The 23204-nt window shown below is 40.4% G+C and carries 19 protein-coding genes; 8 read left to right on the top strand and 11 right to left on the bottom strand.

Annotated elements, in window-relative coordinates:
• Positions 1 to 654: 654 nt before the first annotated feature.
• Complete coding sequence (locus V2H77_RS10725) at positions 655 to 1938, top strand: citrate synthase (RefSeq protein WP_341498765.1); 1284 nt, start codon at positions 655 to 657, stop codon at positions 1936 to 1938.
• Between the two features lie 368 nt (positions 1939 to 2306).
• On the opposite strand, the gene V2H77_RS10730 is transcribed toward V2H77_RS10725, so the two are convergent.
• Positions 2307 to 3050 (bottom strand): type 2 GTP cyclohydrolase I, encoded by a 744-nt coding sequence (locus tag V2H77_RS10730; RefSeq protein WP_341498781.1) that lies wholly within the window; start codon positions 3048 to 3050, stop codon positions 2307 to 2309.
• 66 nt (positions 3051 to 3116) lie between these two features.
• Positions 3117 to 3326, bottom strand: coding sequence for a YbfA family protein (locus tag V2H77_RS10735; protein ID WP_088372445.1), 210 nt, complete (start codon positions 3324 to 3326; stop codon positions 3117 to 3119).
• Between the two features lie 1257 nt (positions 3327 to 4583).
• Between V2H77_RS10735 and kdpF the strand changes: the two genes are divergently transcribed.
• The 6 genes from kdpF to kdpE are packed head-to-tail and all read left to right on the top strand — an operon-like array spanning position 4584 to position 12458.
• Positions 4584 to 4673: a K(+)-transporting ATPase subunit F gene (gene kdpF, locus V2H77_RS10740; RefSeq protein WP_341498766.1), complete on the top strand. Its 90-nt coding sequence runs from the start codon at positions 4584 to 4586 to the stop codon at positions 4671 to 4673.
• Entirely contained in the window at positions 4674 to 6380 is a 1707-nt protein-coding gene (gene kdpA / locus V2H77_RS10745) for a potassium-transporting ATPase subunit KdpA (RefSeq protein WP_341498767.1), read from the top strand.
• Positions 6381 to 6400: 20 nt separating this feature from the next.
• Positions 6401 to 8467, top strand: coding sequence for a potassium-transporting ATPase subunit KdpB (kdpB, locus tag V2H77_RS10750; protein ID WP_341498768.1), 2067 nt, complete (start codon positions 6401 to 6403; stop codon positions 8465 to 8467).
• An 11-nt stretch (positions 8468 to 8478) separates the two neighbouring features.
• Positions 8479 to 9060: a potassium-transporting ATPase subunit KdpC gene (kdpC, locus tag V2H77_RS10755; protein WP_341498769.1), complete on the top strand. Its 582-nt coding sequence runs from the start codon at positions 8479 to 8481 to the stop codon at positions 9058 to 9060.
• Positions 9061 to 9069: 9 nt separating this feature from the next.
• Positions 9070 to 11769, top strand: coding sequence for a two-component system sensor histidine kinase KdpD (kdpD, locus tag V2H77_RS10760; RefSeq protein ID WP_341498770.1), 2700 nt, complete (start codon positions 9070 to 9072; stop codon positions 11767 to 11769).
• Positions 11766 to 12458: a two-component system response regulator KdpE gene (kdpE, locus tag V2H77_RS10765; RefSeq protein ID WP_341498771.1), complete on the top strand. Its 693-nt coding sequence runs from the start codon at positions 11766 to 11768 to the stop codon at positions 12456 to 12458. Before kdpD ends, kdpE begins: the two co-directional genes overlap by 4 nt.
• 96 nt (positions 12459 to 12554) lie before the next feature.
• Here kdpE and V2H77_RS10770 read toward each other — a convergent pair whose 3' ends face one another.
• The 6 genes from V2H77_RS10770 to V2H77_RS10795 all read right to left on the bottom strand — a co-directional run bounded on the left by V2H77_RS10770 (position 12555) and on the right by V2H77_RS10795 (position 18956).
• Positions 12555 to 13379, bottom strand: coding sequence for a Cof-type HAD-IIB family hydrolase (locus V2H77_RS10770; RefSeq protein WP_341498772.1), 825 nt, complete (start codon positions 13377 to 13379; stop codon positions 12555 to 12557).
• A 151-nt stretch (positions 13380 to 13530) separates the two neighbouring features.
• On the bottom strand, positions 13531 to 14205 hold the full coding sequence (locus V2H77_RS10775; RefSeq protein ID WP_341498773.1) for a formyltransferase family protein: 675 nt from the start codon (positions 14203 to 14205) through the stop codon (positions 13531 to 13533).
• Complete coding sequence (locus tag V2H77_RS10780; protein ID WP_341498774.1) at positions 14202 to 16058, bottom strand: aminotransferase class I/II-fold pyridoxal phosphate-dependent enzyme; 1857 nt, start codon at positions 16056 to 16058, stop codon at positions 14202 to 14204. The genes V2H77_RS10775 and V2H77_RS10780 overlap by 4 nt, the downstream gene beginning before the upstream one ends.
• Positions 16059 to 16173: 115 nt before the next feature.
• Positions 16174 to 17370, bottom strand: a complete 1197-nt coding sequence (locus tag V2H77_RS10785) for a hypothetical protein (protein WP_341498775.1) — start codon at positions 17368 to 17370, stop codon at positions 16174 to 16176.
• On the bottom strand, positions 17363 to 17758 hold the full coding sequence (locus V2H77_RS10790; protein WP_341498776.1) for a ParB N-terminal domain-containing protein: 396 nt from the start codon (positions 17756 to 17758) through the stop codon (positions 17363 to 17365). Before V2H77_RS10790 ends, V2H77_RS10785 begins: the two co-directional genes overlap by 8 nt.
• Positions 17724 to 18956, bottom strand: a complete 1233-nt coding sequence (locus V2H77_RS10795) for an MFS transporter (protein WP_341498777.1) — start codon at positions 18954 to 18956, stop codon at positions 17724 to 17726. Before V2H77_RS10795 ends, V2H77_RS10790 begins: the two co-directional genes overlap by 35 nt.
• 691 nt (positions 18957 to 19647) lie before the next feature.
• Here V2H77_RS10795 and V2H77_RS10800 point away from each other — a divergent pair.
• Positions 19648 to 20076: an EamA family transporter gene (locus V2H77_RS10800; protein ID WP_341498778.1), complete on the top strand. Its 429-nt coding sequence runs from the start codon at positions 19648 to 19650 to the stop codon at positions 20074 to 20076.
• Positions 20077 to 20139: 63 nt separating this feature from the next.
• Here V2H77_RS10800 and pgm read toward each other — a convergent pair whose 3' ends face one another.
• From pgm to V2H77_RS10815, 3 genes are all read right to left on the bottom strand, one after another.
• Entirely contained in the window at positions 20140 to 21780 is a 1641-nt protein-coding gene (gene pgm, locus V2H77_RS10805) for a phosphoglucomutase (alpha-D-glucose-1,6-bisphosphate-dependent) (RefSeq protein ID WP_341498779.1), read from the bottom strand.
• 61 nt (positions 21781 to 21841) lie between these two features.
• Complete coding sequence (gene seqA / locus V2H77_RS10810) at positions 21842 to 22366, bottom strand: replication initiation negative regulator SeqA (protein WP_341498780.1); 525 nt, start codon at positions 22364 to 22366, stop codon at positions 21842 to 21844.
• A 740-nt stretch (positions 22367 to 23106) separates the two neighbouring features.
• On the bottom strand, positions 23107 to 23204 hold a 98-nt coding region (locus tag V2H77_RS10815), incomplete at its 5' end, for a glucokinase (RefSeq protein ID WP_341498782.1).

Consider the following 23204-nt stretch of genomic DNA (forward strand, 5'->3'; position numbering starts at 1 on the left):
TTAGCTACATTTCCACTGAACAGTGATTAAGATCACGATTCAAACATATTGCACAAAATTAATTATCTTGTTTGACAAACTTTAAACATTTATCTTACATATATGGTTGAAAACACTTTTGAGATTGATTTTTGATAAGAGGAAAGACCTCAAGCAAAGCTAAAGTTATGTAACTGTGTAGTCCGCACGAATCATAATCATTTTTGTAGTCAATGCATAAAACATAACTCTCAAAAATTCGCTAACAACCTGAAAACCATTGTCGTCCAGGGTGAAATTTCAGCCTTAAATGTGATATTGGCCTGATTTCAGCTTTTCCCTGGTAGTACAGTGTCAGGGGACACAGTATAAGAACCTATTCCACCAGGCATCATAGGTATAGACCATTCTTGTCAATAAATTGGGAACACAGATTGCACAGCAACCGGAGTATGCACACAGTCTGTAAAAGGCGATTCTCCCACAAATCGCTCACCGGCGCGGGCCACGCCAAAGTGCATTCAAAAGTGATCGCTTTTGTCAGAGCACCGTCCAAGCCTGTTCTTGATGACAAAGAATAGTCGATAAAATAGCCTGATAAGATAGACTCTATTACGGTGTCTTTCTGCTGTGGTTGTTAAGAGTTATAAAAATGAAAGCGCTAAGGAGACTGTAATGGCAGATAACAAAGCAACTCTAACCCCAGACGGTTCAGTTGCTATTGAATTGGACGTGCTCACACCGACCCTTGGGTCTAAAGTCATCGACGTTCGTACTCTCGGCTCCCAAGGTTTCTATACCTACGACCCTGGTTTTACTTCTACGGCATCTTGCGAATCCAAGATCACCTACATTGATGGTGACGAAGGTGTATTGCTGCACCGTGGCTTCCCTATCGACCAGCTAGCGACAAAATCTACTTATCTGGAAGTCTGCTATATCCTGCTGTATGGTGAAACACCAACACAAGAGCAGTTTGATAAATTTAAAAAAACCGTTACCCGTCACACCATGATCCATGAACAGATCCACCGCCTGTTCAATGGCTTTCGCCGTGATTCACACCCGATGGCAGTACTATGCGGCGTTACCGGCGCATTGGCTGCTTTCTATCATGATGCTCTGGATGTGAACAATCCACGTCACCGTGACATTACCGCATATCGCCTGCTGTCAAAAATGCCGACAGTGGCCGCCATGTGCTACAAATACTCTATTGGTCAACCATTTGTTTACCCACGTAATGACCTCTCCTACGCAGGCAACTTCCTGCACATGATGTTCTCCACACCATGCGAAGAATATAAAGTGAACCCAGTACTGGAACGTGCTATGGATCGCATTTTAATCCTGCATGCGGACCATGAGCAAAACGCGTCTACCTCAACAGTACGTACCGCAGGTTCCTCCGGCGCCAACCCATTTGCCTGCATTGCCGCAGGTATCGCTTCTCTCTGGGGACCTGCTCATGGCGGCGCAAACGAAGCTTGTCTGCGTATGCTGGAAGAAATTCAGTCAGTTGAACATATTCCGGAATTTATTAAACGAGCCAAAGATAAGAATGATGCTTTCCGTCTGATGGGATTTGGTCATCGTGTTTACAAAAACTACGATCCTCGCGCAACCGTCATGCGTGAAACCTGCCATGAAGTGCTAGATGAACTCGGCCTGAATGACAGCCTGCTGGAAGTTGCTATGGAGCTCGAACGTATTGCTCTACACGACCCCTATTTTATTGAGAAGAAACTGTATCCGAACGTGGATTTCTACTCGGGCATTATCCTGAAAGCAATGGGTATTCCATCCACCATGTTCACTGTTATTTTCGCCATTGCCCGTACTATCGGCTGGATCGCTCACTGGAACGAAATGCATGACGCCGGCGTGAAAATCGCTCGCCCACGTCAACTCTATACCGGCTACACAAAACGTGATTTCGAAAGCCAGCTTGAAAAATAATAATAAAATTCGATTACGATAAGGGCGAAGCTCTAGCTTAATAGTTAGGGCTTTATTTAATTGGAAAGATTATTCGGTGAAATTTGATGCCATACCCGTAAGGTTTAAAGCATCGTAGAAATTGATCTCATCACCTTCCTTGTGTATGCTCGTTATCCAAGAGTAGGTACTAGCGACTTGCTCTCTAAATTATCAAACGTAGCCTCTATTTGCGTGTGTAGCGAGATCACCAGGATCAAAATTCACAGTTCTATGAATCGGATAGAATAACGTTATTGACAAAAAAACGTTAATTATGAAAAGTCTGTCAAAAGCTTTGAAGCCCACGGTTAGTGGGCTTCGTTTATTTCCGCCTTAGGAAAACGTGATCAAGCCGGATTTGGAATATCGATAAAAGTAACATCCAGCCCATGATTATCAGCCAACCATTCACCCAGCGCTTTAATACCATAACGTTCAGTGGCATGATGACCCGCAGCATAAAAATGCAGCCCCATTTCACGGGCGATATGAACCGTCTGCTCTGACACTTCACCGGTAATGAAAGCATCAACACCAAATTCAGCCGCCTGTTGAATAAAACTCTGACCACCACCGGTACACCAAACAAGGGTACGAATCTCCACAGGTGCATTGTCACCGACATGAAACGCTTTGCGACCAAGAGCCTGTTCAATACGTGAAGTTAACTCAAACGGTGTTATCGGCTGTTCAAATTCCCCATGCGGCACGAATGCATCAATTAATCCAACAACTTTGGCGCCGATCTGATGAGCCAATTGCACGTTATTTCCCAGTGATGGATGAGCATCAAGGGGCAGATGATAACCATATAAATTTATATCATTACAGAGCAGCGTTTTCAGGCGATTACGTTTCATACCACGAATCACTGTTGGCTCATTTTTCCAAAAATAGCCATGATGAACGATAATGGCATCAGCCTGATGACGAACCGCTTCATCTAATAAAGCCTGACAAGCAGTAACGCCAGTAACAACCCGCTGAATATGAGCACGCCCTTCAACTTGTAAACCATTGGGGGCGTAATCCTGAAACTCGTTAATTTTCAGTTCTCGGTTAATCACATTTTCCAGCTCAATATTACGCATCATATTCGTCCTGTGTATTGATTGTATGGCAATAATATACCGTTACCTGCCTCCAATTGTCAGTTGTCAGCTACTTCTGACCGCCATAACCTGCTCTGACTGTTTTAACCATACGGGTTTATCGCTGGTTTTTACCCATATGCGATACAAATAACTGTAAAAACGGACGCGATCACGACGAAACAACATCACCGGTAATGCCAAGATACCGAAAGTGACAGCGCCAATACGGCGTAAAAGAACTTGATACCAAGGATATTCACGATATGAAGACATATTAGTCCTCCTTAAAATGATCCCACTTTTTCGTAGAATCTTAAAAATAATCAATCTGTAAATTGCTTAAAATTTTATCGCAAAAAATGAAAATTTACCACTTATCTGACCACTTTTAAGACGTTATTATCGCTATATTTTCTATTTTATGTAATTTTATTACACAAAATAGAGTAAAGATGTAATATTACAAACAAATTATGAACATTTTATTAACGATCAGTGAAAATGTTATTAATAGCAATAAGCGTTAATTTTTTCGTAATCCTTACTCATATTCCTGTCATCATCGGTTCCACTTTGCTCATTTGCTCATTTGCTCAGAGAATGGATTGGACTCAATAGATAATCCTATTGGAAAAAATAAAAAAATGCTTACGGATAACGATATAGGCATGTGAAAATACCCTTCTGATTCTAGAAATAGAAGCGGAGATTGCTAATAGAAAATTTTTATTGATAATTATTATATGAGCACGGAAAAATGATGTAAGCTTTTGAAGCATACTATTTTCTCAGAATGATTGTGAATTAACTATAACAGGTAATAGGAGGAAAGATGAAGATATTAACTGTTATATTATTGATATTAATAACAAATATTTCAGGTTGCATCTCCAAAAAACATTTTTTTCTATTGACTATAAAGCAAATGGCGAAATTTTTCATTTGACTCCATTATGTATAGAGGAAATCACCCCGAAAAAAGGGGATAATTACTATTCCATTTTCATCAAAGTGAAAAACAACTCTCATTGCAGCAAACCATTTAATCTCCTTATAAAGCAAAACGTAGGAAAAAAATTATCTGTTTTCTTTAACAATAAACCAATATTGAAAGATACCAATATAATTACGCCAATGCATGTCGAAAATGGCTTCTATCAGGCAATAGACTCAAATACAACATTTGAATAAATAGTCAACTCTTTAAATTGACGAAAATCTATGGCTTATTTTTCCCGAAAAAAAGCCATAGATTAATTAAGTATTTTTTGCTAAATGCTAATAATCATATTAATACTCAACAGTACTTAAATCTTTTATCATAATATTAAACTTTCCTATAAATGTATCTTCTGCTGAAAAAGAGAAATACGACAGTAGTACTAAGCCGAGTAACTTGTGACGGCGGCTCTGCTTAACCTCATCTATTATCATTTTTATACTTTTTTTACACATCCCCTCACTCTTTTATCAGCTTCTTTGCATCTCCTTCCCTAATCTTTATTCATCCAAGTTTTCAGGAGATAAGCAGTGAGCATATTCTTCATTTCCGGCGCGTTATTAGTAGTCCTGTTACTGATTTATCTGATTTATGCGCTACTCCATGCGGAGGATTTTTAAATGGCAGCATCCGCTTTCTTATTGATCGCCAGTTTCTTGCTGATTTTGATGGTACTGGCAAAACCACTTGGAAATGTTATCGCCAACATGATCGACGGTAATATTCCACACGGGTTGACTAAAGCAGAATCTGGCCTTTGGCGTTGCTGTGGCTTACAGAAACCCGGCGGCATAATCAAAGAAATGAACTGGTGGCAATACGCATTAGCCATCATTATTTTTAATCTGACTGGATTATTACTGCTATTCACGCTTTTAGTCACACAACAAGCCCTTCCCCTTAATCCTGAACATTTCCCAGGACTCAAATGGGACTTGGCGCTGAATACAGCCGTCAGCTTTATCACCAATACTGATTGGCAGGCATACAGTGGAGAAAACACACTAAGTTACTTTAGCCAAATGACAGGTCTAACCGTGCAGAACTTTCTTTCTGCGGCGACCGGTATTGCAGTAGCATTTGCGCTGATACGCGCATTTTCCCGTCATGGCGTCAAAACCGTAGGAAATGCCTGGGTTGATATCACACGTATCACACTTTATCTGCTGTTACCGCTGTCTATGATTATCGCGCTAGTTTTTGTCAGTCAGGGCGTGATTCAGAATTTCGAACCATATCAATTAACCCATACCATTGAAGGCCAACAGCAATTAATCCCGATGGGACCCGTCGCCTCGCAGGAAGCTATCAAATTATTGGGAACCAATGGTGGTGGATTCTTTGGCGCTAACTCATCACACCCCTTTGAAAATCCAACCGCTATCAGCAATTTCATTCAAATACTGTCTATCTTCTTGATCCCTTGCGCACTCTGTTTTGCTTTTGGGCAAGTGGTTGGCGATAACCGTCAAGGGCACGCTCTATTATGGGTAATGAGCATCATCTTTGTCATTGCCGCCGTAGGCGTCATGTATGCCGAATTGAAAGGAAATCCCCATTTCAGTCTGTTAGGCGCCAACAGTAATATCAATATGGAAGGTAAAGAGAATCGCTTTGGCATCCTCGCAACCTCAATTTATGCGGTAGTAACAACCGCCGCTTCCTGTGGAGCAGTCAATGCTATGCATGATTCTTTCACTGCGCTTGGCGGCATGATCCCAATGTGGTTGATACAAATTGGCGAAGTGGTGTTTGGCGGTGTAGGTTCTGGTTTATACGGTATGTTACTGTTCGTTCTGCTGACCGTTTTTATCGCCGGTTTAATGATAGGCCGTGCGCCTGAATATCTCGGTAAAAAAATCGAAGTATTCGAAATAAAAATGGTGGCGCTGGCGATTCTGGTTCCCCCTACGCTGGCTCTTTTAGGAACAGCGCTTGCCATATCCACCGCCAGTGGGCGGGCAGGTATTTTGAATCCTGGCGCTCATGGTTTCAGTGAAGTGCTCTATGCCCTCTCCTCCGCGGCCAACAATAATGGCAGTGCTTTCTCGGGCCTCAGTGCCAACAGTATGTTCTACAACCTGTTGCTAGCCATCATCCTATTTTTAGGTCGCTTTGGCATAATCCTGCCAGTACTTGCTATTGCCGGTTCTTTGGCCGTAAAAAAACGCCAGCCTGCCAGCAACGGTACACTCCCCACCTACAGCCCACTGTTTATCAGTCTATTGATTTTGACCATCATGCTAATCGGTGCGTTGACTTTTATTCCGGCTCTAATCCTTGGCCCGGTAATTGAACATTTACAAATCTGGCTAATGGCCCGATAAGCGCCAAAGAGAGGAATATCATGACAAACAAGCAACAGACATTATTCGAGCCCGCTTTAATTCGTAATGCCCTGATTGATTCAGTAAAAAAATGTCATCCGGCCGCACAATGGCGTAACCCAGTGATGTTTGTCGTCTATCTAGGCAGTGGATTAACCACCATTTTATGGATCGCCATGTTAGCGGGTCAATTCAAGGGAAATGCGTTATTCACCGGCAGCATTGCCTTATGGCTGTGGTTTACTGTGCTATTCGCTAACTTTGCCGAAGCACTGGCAGAAGGCAGAAGCAAAGCTCAAGCAGCCAGTCTCAAAGGGGTAAGGAAAACCAGTTGGGCGACTAAACTCACCTCAGCCAATCGTAATGCAGTCAGAGAGAAAGTCCCTTCTGACAGCCTGCGCAAAGGGGATATCGTCATTATTGAAGCCGGTGAAACCATCCCTTGCGATGGTGAAGTTATCGAAGGCGGCGCTTCTGTTGACGAAAGTGCAATCACCGGAGAATCTGCCCCAGTTATCCGCGAATCTGGTGGTGACTTTTCCTCTGTGACTGGCGGCACCCATGTACTATCTGACTGGCTGGTGGTCGAATGTTCAGTTAATCCCGGCGAAACTTTTCTTGATCGCATGATTTCAATGGTGGAAGGAGCTAAACGTCGTAAAACCCCCAACGAAATCGCACTGACTATCCTGTTGACGGCTCTGACAATCATTTTTCTATTGGTGTGTGTCACCCTACTGCCATTTTCAATATTCAGCGTGGAAGCTAACCAATCGGGTCAACCTATCACCATCACGGTATTGATAGCGTTATTAGTCTGTCTTATTCCTACCACAATTGGTGGTCTACTTTCTGCAATTGGTGTCGCAGGCATGAGCCGCATGCTAGGCGCGAATGTTATTGCCACCAGCGGACGAGCCGTTGAAGCAGCGGGTGATGTGGACGTGTTGCTACTGGATAAAACCGGTACCATCACCTTGGGAAATCGTCAGGCATCCCAATTTTTACCTGTTCCCGGCATAACGGAACAACAGTTGGCAGATGCCGCTCAACTCTCTTCTTTAGCCGATGAAACGCCAGAAGGCCGCAGCATTGTCATTCTGGCAAAACAGCGATTCAATCTGCGTGAACGGGATTTGCGATCACTGAACGCGACTTTTGTGCCTTTCTCCGCCATGACTCGAATGAGCGGCGTTAATGTGGAAAATCGTATGATCCGCAAAGGCGCAGTCGATGCCATCCGCCGCCACATTGAAGTCAATCACGGAAAATTCCCAGAAGCAGTGGAAATTTTGGTACAGACAGTAGCACGTAAAGGGGGTACCCCGCTGGTTGTCGCAGAAAATCAGCAAGTCCTTGGGGTTGTCGCACTGAAAGATATTGTCAAAGGCGGCATTAAAGAACGGTTCAGTGAAATGCGCCGTATGGGAATCAAAACCGTTATGATTACCGGCGATAACCGTCTGACCGCGGCTGCAATTGCCGCAGAAGCCGGAGTCGATGATTTTCTGGCGGAAGCTACCCCCGAAGCCAAACTAGCGCTGATCCGCCAATATCAATCCGAAGGTCGTCTGGTCGCCATGACAGGCGATGGCACTAATGATGCCCCTGCGCTTGCTCAGGCCGATGTTGCTGTTGCCATGAATTCAGGCACTCAGGCAGCCAAAGAAGCCGGCAATATGGTGGATCTGGATTCCAACCCAACCAAACTGATTGAAGTCGTCCACATTGGTAAACAGATGTTGATGACACGTGGTTCTCTGACCACATTCAGTATTGCCAATGATATAGCAAAATATTTTGCCATTATCCCAGCGGCGTTTGCTGTCACTTATCCGCAATTAAATATCTTGAATATCATGCATCTGCACTCTCCCTCCTCGGCGGTTTTATCGACAGTTATCTTTAACGCACTGATCATTATTTTCTTGATCCCATTGGCGTTAAAAGGCGTGAGCTACCGGCCAATGAATGCCTTGTCGCTTTTACGCCGCAACCTGTGGATTTACGGTTTGGGTGGTCTGATAGCGCCTTTCATCGGCATCAAACTGATAGATATGTTGCTGACTTTGCTGATACTTAAATAAAGGTGATGAAAATGATTTGGTTACGTTCTTCTGTTGTGTTGTTGATATTTCTGACACTGATTACCGGCGTAGCTTATCCATTGCTGGCGACTGGTTTATCAGAGTTGCTGTTTCCTTATCAAGCACAAGGCTCTATGGTAAAACATGATGGTCAAACCGTTGGCTCTGAACTGATTGGTCAACCGTTCACTAAAGCGATCTATTTTCAGGGGCGCCCTTCTGCTACCGTAGATTATCCCTATAATACGATGTCCTCTGGCGGCAGCGATTTAGCGGCCTCCAACCCGATATTAAATGATGAAATCAAACGCAGAGTTGAGCAACTGCGTCAATTTAACCGCCAACCAGACATTCCTGTGCCGGTTGATCTGGTAACTGCATCTGCTAGCGGCCTTGATCCCCACATTTCACCCGCAGCCGCTGACTTTCAAGCCCAGAGGGTCGCTGAGGCGCGCCGTTTACCGGTTAACGTGATAAAACAAGTAATCAGGGATAATATTGAGCCGCCGCCATCGGAATTCCTCGGTGAGCCAGTGATTAATGTGTTAAAACTTAATTTTGCCCTTGATAATTTGCAAAAGAAAAAACAGTAAGGCTGGAATATGGATCAACACGAACCACAGCGCCCTGACCCTGACGAATTACTGACACTGGTTAATGAGAAACAGCGCGGTAAATTAAAAATATTTTTCGGTGCCTGCGCTGGCGTGGGAAAAACCTATGCCATGTTACAGGAAGCGCAGAGATTGCGTGCTCAAGGGCTGGATGTGGTTATCGGCGTAGTAGAAACTCATGAGCGGCAAGGAACTGCCGCTTTACTTGCTGGTCTGCCACAACTGCCGCTTAAACAGATCCACTACCGGCGGCGAAGAATCACTGTCTTTGATCTTGATGCCGCCATTGCCCGCCATCCAGCCATGATCTTGATGGATGAGTTGGCATTCAGTAATCCCCACACCAGCCGTCATCCCAAACGCTGGCAAGACGTTGAAGAGTTGCTTGAGGCTGGCATAGATGTACTGACTACCATCAACGTTCAGCATCTAGAAAGCCTCAATGATGTTGTAGGCGATATTACGGGTATCCGGGTCAGGGAAACCATCCCGGATCATATCTTTGATCAGGCGAATGAAATTGTCCTGGTTGATTTGCCCCCAGATGATCTGCGCCAGCGACTCAATGAAGGTAAAGTCTATATCCCTAGCCAGGCTGAACGTGCTATTGAACATTTTTTTCGCAAAGGTAATTTGATTGCATTACGGGAACTGGCCTTACGCCGTACAGCCGATCGCGTTGATGATCAAATGCGGGCTTTCCGCGACACACAAGGACATGAACCGGTTTGGCATACCCGTGATAATCTTTTGCTATGCATTGGTAACAGCTCTGGTAACGAAAAACTCATCCGCACTGCCGCTCGCCTTGCGGCCCGATTAGGCTGTATCTGGCATGCAATCTATGTTGAAACCCCAAAACTATACCAATTGCCCGAAGGTAAACGACGCACTATTTTAAAAGCGCTCAGATTAGCCCATGAATTGGGCGCTGAAACCGCGACACTTTCCGATTCAAACAAAGAGAAAGCGGTATTACGTTATGCCAGAGAACATAACCTTGGCAAAATTCTGATAGGCCGTCGCTGTACATCCAAACAGAAGCTATTTGGCTGGCAATGGCGCCCAAGTTTTGCTGACCGGCTGGGAAAACTGGGGCCAGATTTAGATCTGGTCATTGTCGCATTAGAAGAACGCAGACAATCAGATAAAGAGCAGGACAACCGCTCTGTCAGTGAAAAATGGCGAGCACAGGTTCAAGGCTGTCTGATCGCCATTGCGCTCTGCACACTGATCACCTTGTTCTCCCGAACATTCTTGTTGACCCTTGATAAAGCCAATCTTGTCACGCTTTATCTGCTTGGCGTCGTCATCATTGCGCTATTTTACGGACGCCGACCATCAATATTTGCCGCTTTTATTAATGTCATTAGTTTCGATATCTTCTTTGTACAGCCTCACTGGTCCCTTGCCGTCACCGATATGCAGTACCTGCTGACCTTCACTGTTATGTTGATAGTGGGTGTCGTCGTCGGAAACCTAACAGCGGGAATGAGATATCAGGCGCGAATTGCCCGTTACCGCGAACAACGAACCCGCAATCTCTATGAAATGACCCGTGAACTAAGCCGAGCGCTGAATGAAGAAGATATTGCCCGCACCAGTTACCATTTTCTTACTAATGGTTTTCAGGCTAAAACTGGCCTCTTTTTACCCAATAAGGATGGCAACTTATATCAACTAACGACAAATAATGGCGGCCATATGCTGATTGATGACGCTATTGCAAAATGGAGTTTTGATAAAAATCTGCCGGCCGGGGCGGGAACAGATACTCTACCCAGTGTGCCTTACCAACTACAGCCTATCGCCACACCTTCACAGACGCTGGCTGTATTAGCTATTGAGCCATCCTATTTGCGCCAGTTACTGATCCCTGAACAACAGCGATTATTGCAAACATTCACCGGCCTGATCGCCAATGCACTGGAAAGATTGCAACTCTCGCGCCGGGCAGAATCCGCTAAACTGGATACAGAGCGGGAGCAGTTACGTAACTCGCTTCTGGCAGCTTTATCCCATGATCTACGCACACCGCTGACAGTTCTGTTCGGACAAGCGGAAATCCTGATGCTGGATTTATCTGCTGAAGGCTCGCCACACACCAAACAGGTGAATCAGATCCGCCAACAAATTCTTAGCACTTCCCGTTTGGTTAATAACTTACTGGATATGGCCCGTATCCAATCGGGAGGAATTCAGCTCAATCTGGAATGGCAATCGCTGGAAGAGATCGTCGGCAGTACCTTACGTTCGCTGGAATATGCGCTCAATCGTCACCCAGTCGCGGTTTCCCTGCCATCCGATTTACTGTTGCATTGCGATGCCAGTTTATTGGAGCGGGTATTTATCAACCTGTTGGAAAACGCGATCAAATATACCGATGAACAAACACCACTGGGCATTAAAGCGATAACAGAAAAAAATCAAATTCATATTGAAGTTTGGGATGCAGGTAAAGGCATTCCGCCGGAACAAGAACAGTTAATTTTCGATAAATTTTCCCGCGCTCGTAAAGAATCTGCAATTCCGGGCGTGGGCCTTGGATTAGCGATTTGCCGGGCAATCATTGAACTCCACCAAGGAAAGATTTGGGCGGCCAATAACGAAAAAGGTGGAGCAAGTTTTCACTTTGTTTTACCGTTAGAAAAACCACCAGAAATTGAAGAGCTCACTGAGGAGATGTGATTATTACTAGCAATAACACCATTTTGATTATTGAAGATGAAAAAGAGATCCGACGCTTTGTCCGGCTAGCGTTGGAAGGTGAAGGCTATCGCGTATTTGACAGTGATACGCTAAAACGGGGCCTGATTGAAGCGGGAACTCGTAAGCCTGATTTAATTATTCTTGATCTGGGCTTGCCGGATGGTGACGGCATTAATCTGATCCGTGACTTGCGCCAATGGAGTTCAATTCCCATTATTGTTCTCTCTGCCCGTGATAAAGAAGCGGATAAAGTTGCGGCATTGGATGTCGGCGCTGATGACTATCTGAGTAAACCTTTTGGCATCAGTGAACTATTAGCAAGAGTCCGGGTTGCCTTACGTCGTTTTGCCAGAACTAATAAAGAAGAATCGATCGTCCATTTTTCTGATGTAGTTGTCGATCTGGTTAACCGCCGAATCACCAAAAATGATGAAGAACTGCATCTCACCCCGATTGAATTCCGGTTGCTAGGCGAATTATTAGCAAATAGCGGCAAAGTACTCACCCAACGCCAATTACTCAACCAAGTTTGGGGCCCTAATTATGTTGAACACAATCATTATTTACGGATTTATATGGGGCATTTACGACAAAAATTGGAAACCGACCCAACCAGACCAAAACATTTATTGACTGAAACCGGTATTGGTTATCGATTTATGCCTTAATGCCTGAGGCTGACTACGAATAACATTTCAAATAAAAACGTTGCTCGAACCTCAGGCAATTAACAGCCTTATTTTAAAGAAACTCAGCTCAGACAGTTACAAGATACCGCTACTCGCCTGACACATATTTTCAGATAAATAATGGGCGACAGATTCTTCACAGCAAGAACCAATAATATCGGCACCCGGAAGAGCTTGTTTCACCCTATTATGCGCCGTTCCCATTATGACCCCTTTAGCGACGGTTGAAAGCATTTCCACATCATTCATACCATCACCAAACGCAATCGTTTTATCAATTGGGATACCAAGAAACCCGGCGAGTTGAATTAAAGCTTGCCCCTTCGAAACACCACGACCCATTACCTCCAGACACCAAGGGAATGAAAAAGCAACATTGACATTATCAGAAAAGAGATCAATTAAATGACGTTCTAATTTAATCAATGCATCATGATCTCTACTCTTATGAATGAAAAAAACTTTTTCAACCGCATCACAAGGCATTTCATCAACATGCTTGAATATTGGATTGAAATTATCATTCTGACTAAAATCGCTAAAATTATGCTTTACTTCACTGGTTAGCCATTGAGAACCACAATACATATTGATCACTAAGTCATTATCCGCCTGAGTTGCTTCAATCACTCTTTTTACTACGTGACTTGGTAAATGTTGGCTAATATCCAGGTTCTTACAAGCACTGGTTAATCTAGCGCCATTCGACGTAATCAAATGCACAGGGATATCAAAATCACCAATAATGGAATTTACATCAGCATGATGTCTACCCGTTGCAAATACGATTTGCTTTCCCATACTTGATAAATCAGTAAGCACCTTGCGGGTAAACTTACCAATTGTATCTCCTTGAAGTAGAAGCGTCCCATCGAGATCTGTGGCAATGAGATTATACATAGAGCGTTCCAGTATTTAGTTATACCCGTCATCTTTCAAGCTGCCTCTTTGTTGGCTGCACTCACTCACCCCGGTCACATAGTTATCTATGCTCCCGGGGATTCGCTCCCTTGCCGTCGCGATGCAACTTGAAATCCATAGGGTATATTATCTAAGCTTTATTAAGTAATTCGAGCGATGCCTGCTTGGTAAATGTCATCCGCTCTTCCAGACTATGATTATCCTTTTCATAATAAATTGTTGCCTCTGAATCAATCTGAGGTCTTGGTGTTATTTTTTCCAATATTGGCATCGTGTCAAGGAATAATTGTCTGGCATAGCTAATAGCCCTTGTATAAGTCTCGATGACCTCTTCAAATTCAGGGTAAATAGAAAATGAGATCTGATTGACAATCGGCCCGGCATCAATACCTTCGTTGATTTCATGGATCGTCACACCATGAGACTGATCTCCGTTTTTCAAAGCCCAATTAACCGGTCTTACGCCTCGATATTTAGGCAAATAAGACAAATGGATATTTAATATTTTCTTACACGAATTAATGAATTTTAAAGGCAATATCCGCTTATGAAATACAACAAAACATAAATCGCAAGTGAAATCACCACTTTCATAACCTGGTAGATTTTCAACCTTATTATCTTCAATAACAGAAATATTATTTTGATAACAGAAATCAATTAACGTCTGATCAGTGCTTACAGGTTCGAATTTATCTGCCACCACGTGCGATATTTTATAGCCTTTATGATTTAAGAAATATTGACAAATGAAAATTGCCAATTCTCCTTTACCACAAATTACCACTGTTTTGGGATTATTCATTCGCAAACCTCTTTAACTTCTTTAATCGACTTCATGTCATTAATGTTTATTTGCCATTGCATAATTGTACGTAATGCATTTATTAAAACTTCATTATCGCTTTGTGTTCTGCAAGAAATACGTAAATAGAGATCAGAGTCTACATTTCCTTTACCAGAACACTCTTTTACATATAGCCCGTGAATATCTAAAAGTAACCGTGAAATAGTATTTGCATCAGAAATGTGCAATTTACAGTAAACAAAATTAGAGTCTGTCTCAAATGCAGTAATACCCTCTATTGAGTTTAATTCCTGCTGTAATTTTAACGTATCACTAATCACTTTTTCACAGCTTAATTTATAGCTCTCTCTATATTGAGGCAGTCTTAATAGAAACTCTTCGGCAAAACCATTAATATTCCAAATTGGCAACACGGCTCTTATTTTACTAAGTAATTCTTGATTTGCCGTGGCAATATATCCTATACGAATACCACCAATCCCGAAGGTTTTACTCATGCTTCGGATAACAGATAAATTCTTATAGTTATCTAAATGCTTTAACATTGTGTCATCACGCATTTTAGAGAAATCTAAGAAAGATTCATCAACAACTAAGTCGATATTTAATGTCAACAATTCGTCAGCCAAATATAACAGGCTATCAATAGGTGTCAATTTACCTGTCGGGTTATTAGGTGATTCAATAACAACCACACTTGGTTGCTCTTCCTTTACCAAAGTTAATACTTCTTCAATATCTATCTCAAAATGCTGATGCTCTTTGGTATAACTATATATCGCTCTTGCTTTTCCAAAGCAATTAGCATATTCATTAAATGAAGGTACAGTGACTAATACTTTTCCTGTATAAACATCAGGAAGCCGTTTAATTATCTCAGCAGCACCATTTGAAATACATAATTGCGTTCTCTCTATCCCAATAAATTCAGATAAAGCATGCTCGACTAAACGATTCCCGCCAGGATAATTTAACAATATTTCATCAAAATTATTCTTTATTTCATCTTTCAATTTCTTAGGTGGAAAGTTGAAATTATAAATTAAACCAAAGTCAATAATGGGGTAACGCCAGTAACCACCGTGTCTGTTTTGCACAAGGTCTAATTTATTATTACTTGAAATGAAATCACAAATAGCAAGATCATAAGTATTATCTACTTCATACCATTGAGAATTATCAACAATACTGGCTTTAAATTCAGCGACATTATTCAGTAAACACTGTTTAAATATATCTTCATAATATAACCCAGTCGATCCGCTATTAACGTAACTTTCTAGCTCTTTAACAACATATTCAGCAAAATTAGCGGTGCAAATATTATAAATATTTACCGTCTTATATTGACCTTCTTCAACCTGATAGTTGCTATCTTTCGTGGAATTTAGCGCAATGATATTATCATTATCGACTTTTGCATAAGTTCCTTCCATATTTGGGCTAAGAGGAGAAACAAGTACATTAAGATCTCCCGCTTTTAACATGACACTTTCTAAGCATTTCTTAGTAAAGAAGATATCGCCTTCAAGAATCAGGGTATCCTGCTTAATCCAATTTCTAGCGAGATATAAAGAATAGATATTATTCGTCGATTCCCACTTATCACTATTAACAAATTCAATATGCAAGTTATATGCGTTTTGTTTAATATGAGACATTAAAACATCGCTCTTATAACCCACCACAATAATAACTTTTTCAATACCGACAGATTCGATATTCCTTAGCGCATTATCGATAAATGATATCTGATTTGTTTCTACCAAAGGTTTTGGTTTATTTGCTGTTCTAGTTGATAATCTACTGCCTCTTCCGGCACAGAGAAGTATTACGGTTTTTATATTCATAGTCAGTATTAATTGATTATTTTAAATAGATGTTAAAAGGTTATTTTTATTGTTAAATAGGAATTAACCTAAAATGTAGTCCGTTAATAATATAAAATTGATATTGAATTAAATATCAATTAAATACGATGTCATATATAACATGCTGATATACCCAAACCCCGTCAATTCTTCCATGAAAACTTGCCTCTCCACCATTTTCACCGCCAGTCTTTACACCAGATCCCAGACCGAATGTGTGAAAATCATTGAGTGCTTCACCAGAAGTTGATATAGGATTTAATTTTTCATTAGTTAGCAAACCATATCTATCACTCTTAAATTCAATAGGAATATTATTTTCATTAACTATTTCAACAAGTTTAGAATGATACCCGGTACAATGAATAAGCAAATCATCACAGTTAATGAGTTTAATAATTTCATCATCAGAAATTTCTGAAATATTCAAGATAGAAATATTTTTATATTTTCTTTCTTTAATTTCTTGTGCAAAAGCAAAAGAATCATATCTCAGACCTGAATATCGATTAACCCGACCACTTAAAGGACAAATATCTTCCTGCGTGAAGTCATAACCATAAGATTCTGCACTTAAAGGTGAATCAAAAAACAACTTGAAATCTTTATTCACAAAAACATTTATTTTTCCTGCAAATTTTAATTGTTCTATAAGCCTAATCAAACAAGAAACAGAACTATGTGACGAACCCAATATTGATATATTTCTTACACTGCCGCTATTAATGATCTCATCATAAAAACCTTTAATGAAATCACCTGATGTAATATTTTTGCTATTATGTAATAATCTGGATTTATTTGGACTTCCACCGATATTAAACAATACTTTCCGCGCTGATACAATATAATCTTCATTATTTTTATGATAAGTTATATCGTAGTTACCATCTTCATTCTGCTTAATCTTTTTTACTTCCGCACCAGTCAAAACACCAAACCGATCACCATATTTGTTTTCCTGAATAAAGTGTGCAACTCTCTCCAAATATTGGCCGACAAACCTCAATTCAACTGGCTTATCTTTATTGGCGCTAAAATATTCCCACTCCGATGTTGATCTTATATATTGACTCAATTCATCATCACAGCCGTCAAATTTCTCTAAAAATACACTACCTAAAGAGTTCGCGGTAATCTTATATTTCTTTAATGAACCAGAACCAACCATTTCTGTTTTTTCTAAAATCAGACAATTATTTATGGCTTCATCTTTTAATAAATCCGGGATTAATGAAATATTTGCAGGCCCCGCACCACACATTACTACATCATAAAACTGCTTATTCATTGACAAACCCTAACATTTTTAACGAAATTTGTGTTTCCATAACATTCCCGGCAAACTCATGACGAGTCTGTTTATAACCAAGAGGTTGCCCATCCAAACCCGCCTTAATAACATCACTGTGATTAATTGTTTTATCCTCATTGCGGGAATAAACCAACAATTCCTTCTCATAATCAAATGCCAAACAAGGAATACAACTTAATTTTAGTGTTTTGGCTAATTCAAGCCTATGATGACCATCAATAACTACATTCGTTGCTTCATCAATCCAGATTGGTTGAGTCCAAAAACCCTCAAGTTTAACTTTCTCTATTAATTGCTCAACACGAACAGGACAATGTAATTCAGTTGGTCTAAGATTTGAGACTTCTTCTAATATTAATTTCATGTTTATCCCTTAGTTTAAACATCCGACAGAAAATTACCAACATCAACACACTTAATATAGCTAATAATTGAAATAATACTCCACCATCAAATAATTGGATAATAGCGCCACCAACCAATGGAGAGATAGAAAAACCAATACTATAAAGTGACGCTGCACCAAAATATGCGCCACGTAAATCATTTGGCGCCAAACGATCGATAAAAACATTCACACATGGAAACAAAATAGTTTGACTGATACTCATGGTAAACGCGGCTATATACCACAATAAATAAACATCATAATACTTGAATGAAATAAAGAACATTAATTCAGATAAAATGAGTAATACAGACCCTATATTTATTTTAGTTTCTAACTCCATTTTTTGCGTTAACATGGAAAACGGTAACTGCATAACAACGATGGTTATCGCATGTAACATAATAAGCGAAGCAATAAATTCAGCATACCCATTAAACCCTAATGAAGTAATTAACTGTGGCAAAGTTGAATCAAAATGACCAAAAATAAACATCATGAGAATATTATTTATGACCAGCATTAAAAACACACGATCATTCAATAAAACCTTTATCGTTCCTTTAAAATCATCATTATTTGTTAAGTTTATTTTTATTTTCTTACCAAATAGATAAACAGGGATCATAAAAATCACATAGGATACCGAAACAATCAGAAAAGAAATAGAATTAATATCCAGACTTAATTTTATTCCTAAATAAGGTCCAACTACCGCTCCCGCATTTAGAAATAAATACCTTAAGTACATGGCATTCTCTCTTACCTGCTTTTCCTCAATAATATCACCAATAACTGCTTTTATTGGGTTATTTACAAGCGCCCAAGAAATATTCGCTAATAAAGTGCCAATAATAAAACCAGACTGATGTTCAGATAACCATAATATTAAATATGCCAATGAAGATATAAGACATCCAATGACAATTATCTTAGCCCGGCCGACTTTATCAGAGAAGTAACCTGCATAAAAACTTAATATTGATGAAATCGCAATGGATAAAGAGAGAACTAATCCAATCATCGATGCAGTAAAATTGAACTTTGTATATAATATGATGGATATAAAAGGCCATACCATCATTGATGTTGATCTTGTTACAAAAGTCCCCAGGAATAGACCCCATATACATGCCGGTATGGATGTATAATTATTAAGAGAAAAATTTTTCATTGCTATGTTCTTATATTATTTATATTGATATCTTTTAAACCAATCATTTGAGATATTTATGGAATCACATAAAACCCACTCGCCCCTACAAAAAATAAAATGTAGAGGAAAGCACTAGGATGATCTGTACGATAAAGCAAACCCAATGGTATATAATTTATCTTTAATATATTATCAAAACAGATGTTAATTGCAAACAGAATATGACATTTTTGTTACATGTTAAACGTAGAGCAAATGCTGGTGATGTTAATGAGCAACATAATGACATAAGTACCCTGCACTTTAACAGGCAAAAACACAGGTAAAAAGGGCCCTTAATCTCAGATAAAAACCTTTCAGTTCAATATTTATCTATTCAAATAGTCATTAATCAACTGAGAAACGCAACTTAATCTAACCCCAAAATAAACTGTAATATTATGTTCAAAGTGAAACATATAAATAAAACTATATTTTAGTTTAATAGCTAAACTCCGGTAGGGATAATTATTATTTATAGATTTATATGAAGCCATCTGAGATTAAAACTGGAAACTATTTCACAGGCACAAAATATTCACTAACTAAAATTGGGATTAGTAATGAGTTTATTCTTTAATTTCCTTAATGAGAGTAATGGTATATTCACACAAAGAGAATTGTCTTATCATCTCCATTCATTTGATACTAACAACAGGATTTATTCGCGATGGGTACCTGGCTTATTTATGCCTTATTATCAGCGTTTACTGCCGCTTTAGTCGCTATCTTCGGGAAAATCGGTTTGCAAAATCTCGATGCCAATACAGCAACAGCAATACGCGCAGTCATTATGGCGTTGTTTCTTGTCGGCGTGGTTGTAGTGCAGGGAAAATTAAATCTGGTTAGTGAAATACTGGTAAACCGCAAGGCGCTGCTTTTTATCGTTTTAAGCGGTGTGGCGGGGGCGTTGTCATGGTTGTTTTACTTTCTGGCAATTAGAAACGGCAATGTTTCTCAGGTTGCCCCGATTGATAAACTCAGTGTCGTGTTTGCTGTCATCTTGGCCGTTATCCTATTTGGTGAAAAAATATCACTGATGGCCGCAGGCGGTGTTGTATTAATTGCTGCCGGTGCATTAATGGTTGCTCTAGGCTGAAAAATAAAAAATCCGCAAAAGCCGTTATCACTATTGCGGATTCTTTTTAATCGGCCAAAAAGATCAACCAGCGGCAAAAACTTGGTTAACGATATCCAGTGCTTCCTGCTCAATCTTCTGCCGGTGCTCAGGGCCAAGGAGACTTTCACAATAAATTTTGTAGGCTTCTTCTGTCCCCGATGGGCGAGCAGCAAACCAGCCATTTTCCGTTATCACTTTTAAACCGCCGATTGACGCTCCGTTACCAGAAGCTTTTGTCAACCGAGCTGTGATTGAATCACCAGCAAGCTTATCCGCTTTCACCATTTCTGGCGATAATTTGGCTAATAATGCTTTCTGTTGATAAGTTGCCGGCGCCTGAATACGGCTGTAACTTGGTGTACCGAAGCGGGCTGCCAACTTATTGTAATGCTGCTGCGGATTTTCCCCTGTTACTGCGGTCATTTCCGCCGCCAGCAAACACAAGATAATCCCATCCTTATCTGTAGACCACGGCGTTCCATCAAAACGTAAGAAAGAAGCACCCGCACTCTCCTCTCCGCCAAAGCCTAGCTCACCTTTATGTAACCCATCAACAAACCACTTGAAACCTACGGGTACTTCCACCAATTTACGGCCAAGATCCGCGACGACCCGATCAATCATGGCGCTGGATACCAATGTCTTACCTATCGCAACACTTTCTGACCATTGCGGACGATGGCGGAATAGGTAATTTATCGCGGTCGCCAGATAATGGTTCGGATTCATCAAACCGGCAGGGGTGACAATACCGTGGCGGTCATAATCAGGATCGTTGGCAAAAGCCAAATCAAACTTATCGCGCATGGCTAACAAACCCGCCATTGCCCAAGGGGACGAGCAATCCATACGAATGACGCCATCATGATCCAAGTGCATAAACCGGAATGTTTGATCGATTTGATCATTAACCAATGTCAGATCCAAATTGTAGCGCTCGCCGATACGCTGCCAAAACGCAATGCCAGAGCCCCCTAAAGGATCAATACCGATTTTCAACCCGGCCCGCTGGATAGCAGCCATATCAACCACATCACCCAACGCGCTAACATACGGTTCGACTAAATCCTGCTGATGCAAATATTCGCTGTTCAATACCTGAACAAACGGCAAACGCTTAACACCTCTCAAACCTTCTGCCAGCAACTCATTGGCACGACGTTCTATAATTGCTGTCAAATCCGTATCTGCGGGGCCGCCATCAGGCGGATTATATTTAATCCCGCCGTCTTCCGGTGGATTATGGGAAGGGGTAATCACAATCCCATCAGCCAATGCTTTCCCCAATCGGTTATAACAAAGGATGGCATGAGAAATCGCAGGTGTTGGCGTAAACCCATTATTTTCCTGCACAATCACATTCACGCTGTTAGCCGTTAAGACTTCCAATACGGAAATAAATGCCGCTTCCGATAAAGCATGGGTATCTTTCCCCACATAACAAGGGCCGTTGATTCCTCTCTGCTTGCGAACTTCCGCAACAGCCTGAGTAATTGCCAGAATATGCGCTTCATTAAAGCTGTGACGCTGAGAGCTACCACGATGACCGGATGTACCGAATTTAACCTTATGCTCTGAGTTTTCCGGCTGAGGATGTAAGGTGTAATACTGCGATGTAAGCTGCGCTACATTTATCAGATCACTTTGGAGGGCAATCTGCCCCGCACGCGGATGATTTACCACTTTAAATCTCCCCTGGACAAGAGCTGCGCTGTACTTTGTCTGCCAGCACAGCCTTAATCAGTTAAATTGTGCCACACACTTTGTCGATAAAATTGGCGGTGAATTTCATATCCTGCATAATTTGCTCAACCATACTACGCTTACGGTCAGTATTGGTGTTAGTAATTACCCAAAAAGGTGTGCCCGGAATGTGGCGAGGTTTAGTTTGTTTACCGCTGGCGAGCAATGTCTGTTCATCACCAGCAAAATAAACACGGGTACGACCGTGCATCGCATCAGTCGTCCGGGAAAAGCTTTCACTATTCAAGCTGTATAACGTAGATAAGATCAACATAAAGCGCTCAACAGATTTTTTCTTGTCAGAATAGTCATCTGAAAGCAACAATTCTCGTATCACACGAACAGAATCACGCTGGCGGGCTACTGGCGCTTTCTCCACCGCGCTGATAGGCTGCGCATTTTGTACTGGCTGCTCGGCGTTAAATTTCAGCATTCGCCGCAAAATATCAGATGCACTTTCACCAATATGTTGTGTATGGCTGGCAATATAGCGGTAAAGGTCTTCATCAACTTCTATCGTTTTCATTTCTATCCAGTACTGTTCTAAATAAAAAATTTTTGCAGATTATAAAGTATAAAAAGAGAAAACAAAACAATTAAAATTTCAATAACTTAAAAGTATTTAAATGTAAAAAAACAACATAACAAAATATCCGTTTTCATCTAAAACAAATCAATCAGTTACATAAATATTGTGAATATAAATCTCATTGTCAAATGTCATGTCGATCTTTTAATACCACCTATTTAGGCGTTGATAATCACATAATAATTTATTCTGATATTACATCCAAATAATCATAAAACTTGGTTAAAATATTGCCGATAATAAATTCAATCTAGGGAGATTAAGCAGCGCACAGGAAGATTGATTATAGACAGTAAAATAGTTTAAATTCATGGAGACGTATGCTTATTACCAGTAAATCTTGACAGAAAATGCGCTTTAATAAATTACCCACCTTTTATTTACATATAATATTCATGATTTACCAGAAAAAATCGTAACCATATAAATTATATGGGAAAATTATCAACTTCATTATTATTCAATTTTATAGAATTAAGATCTTAAATTGAAATTTCATATCCTGTTTTCAATGTGAATTATAAAGATAAAAATTTCACACATTAATTTTACAAATCATAATGTATATTCTTTAAATTTATTCTTAAAAATCCATAAGATTATTATAAAATCCAGCCATCATATAAATAAAATAGATTTTCATTGCTTTCAATATTAAATATATCTGAATTTATAATTTAACCAATAAGTGAAAGCTGTTGCCGTAAATAGGTACCTGAACCTAATAATCCTGGTTGTGGATGAGTAATCAAATAAACAGGAATCTGTTGTACTA

This window comes from Photorhabdus sp. P32 (assembly GCF_038085095.1).
In the GTDB taxonomy this organism is placed as follows: Bacteria; Pseudomonadota; Gammaproteobacteria; order Enterobacterales; family Enterobacteriaceae; genus Photorhabdus; species Photorhabdus luminescens.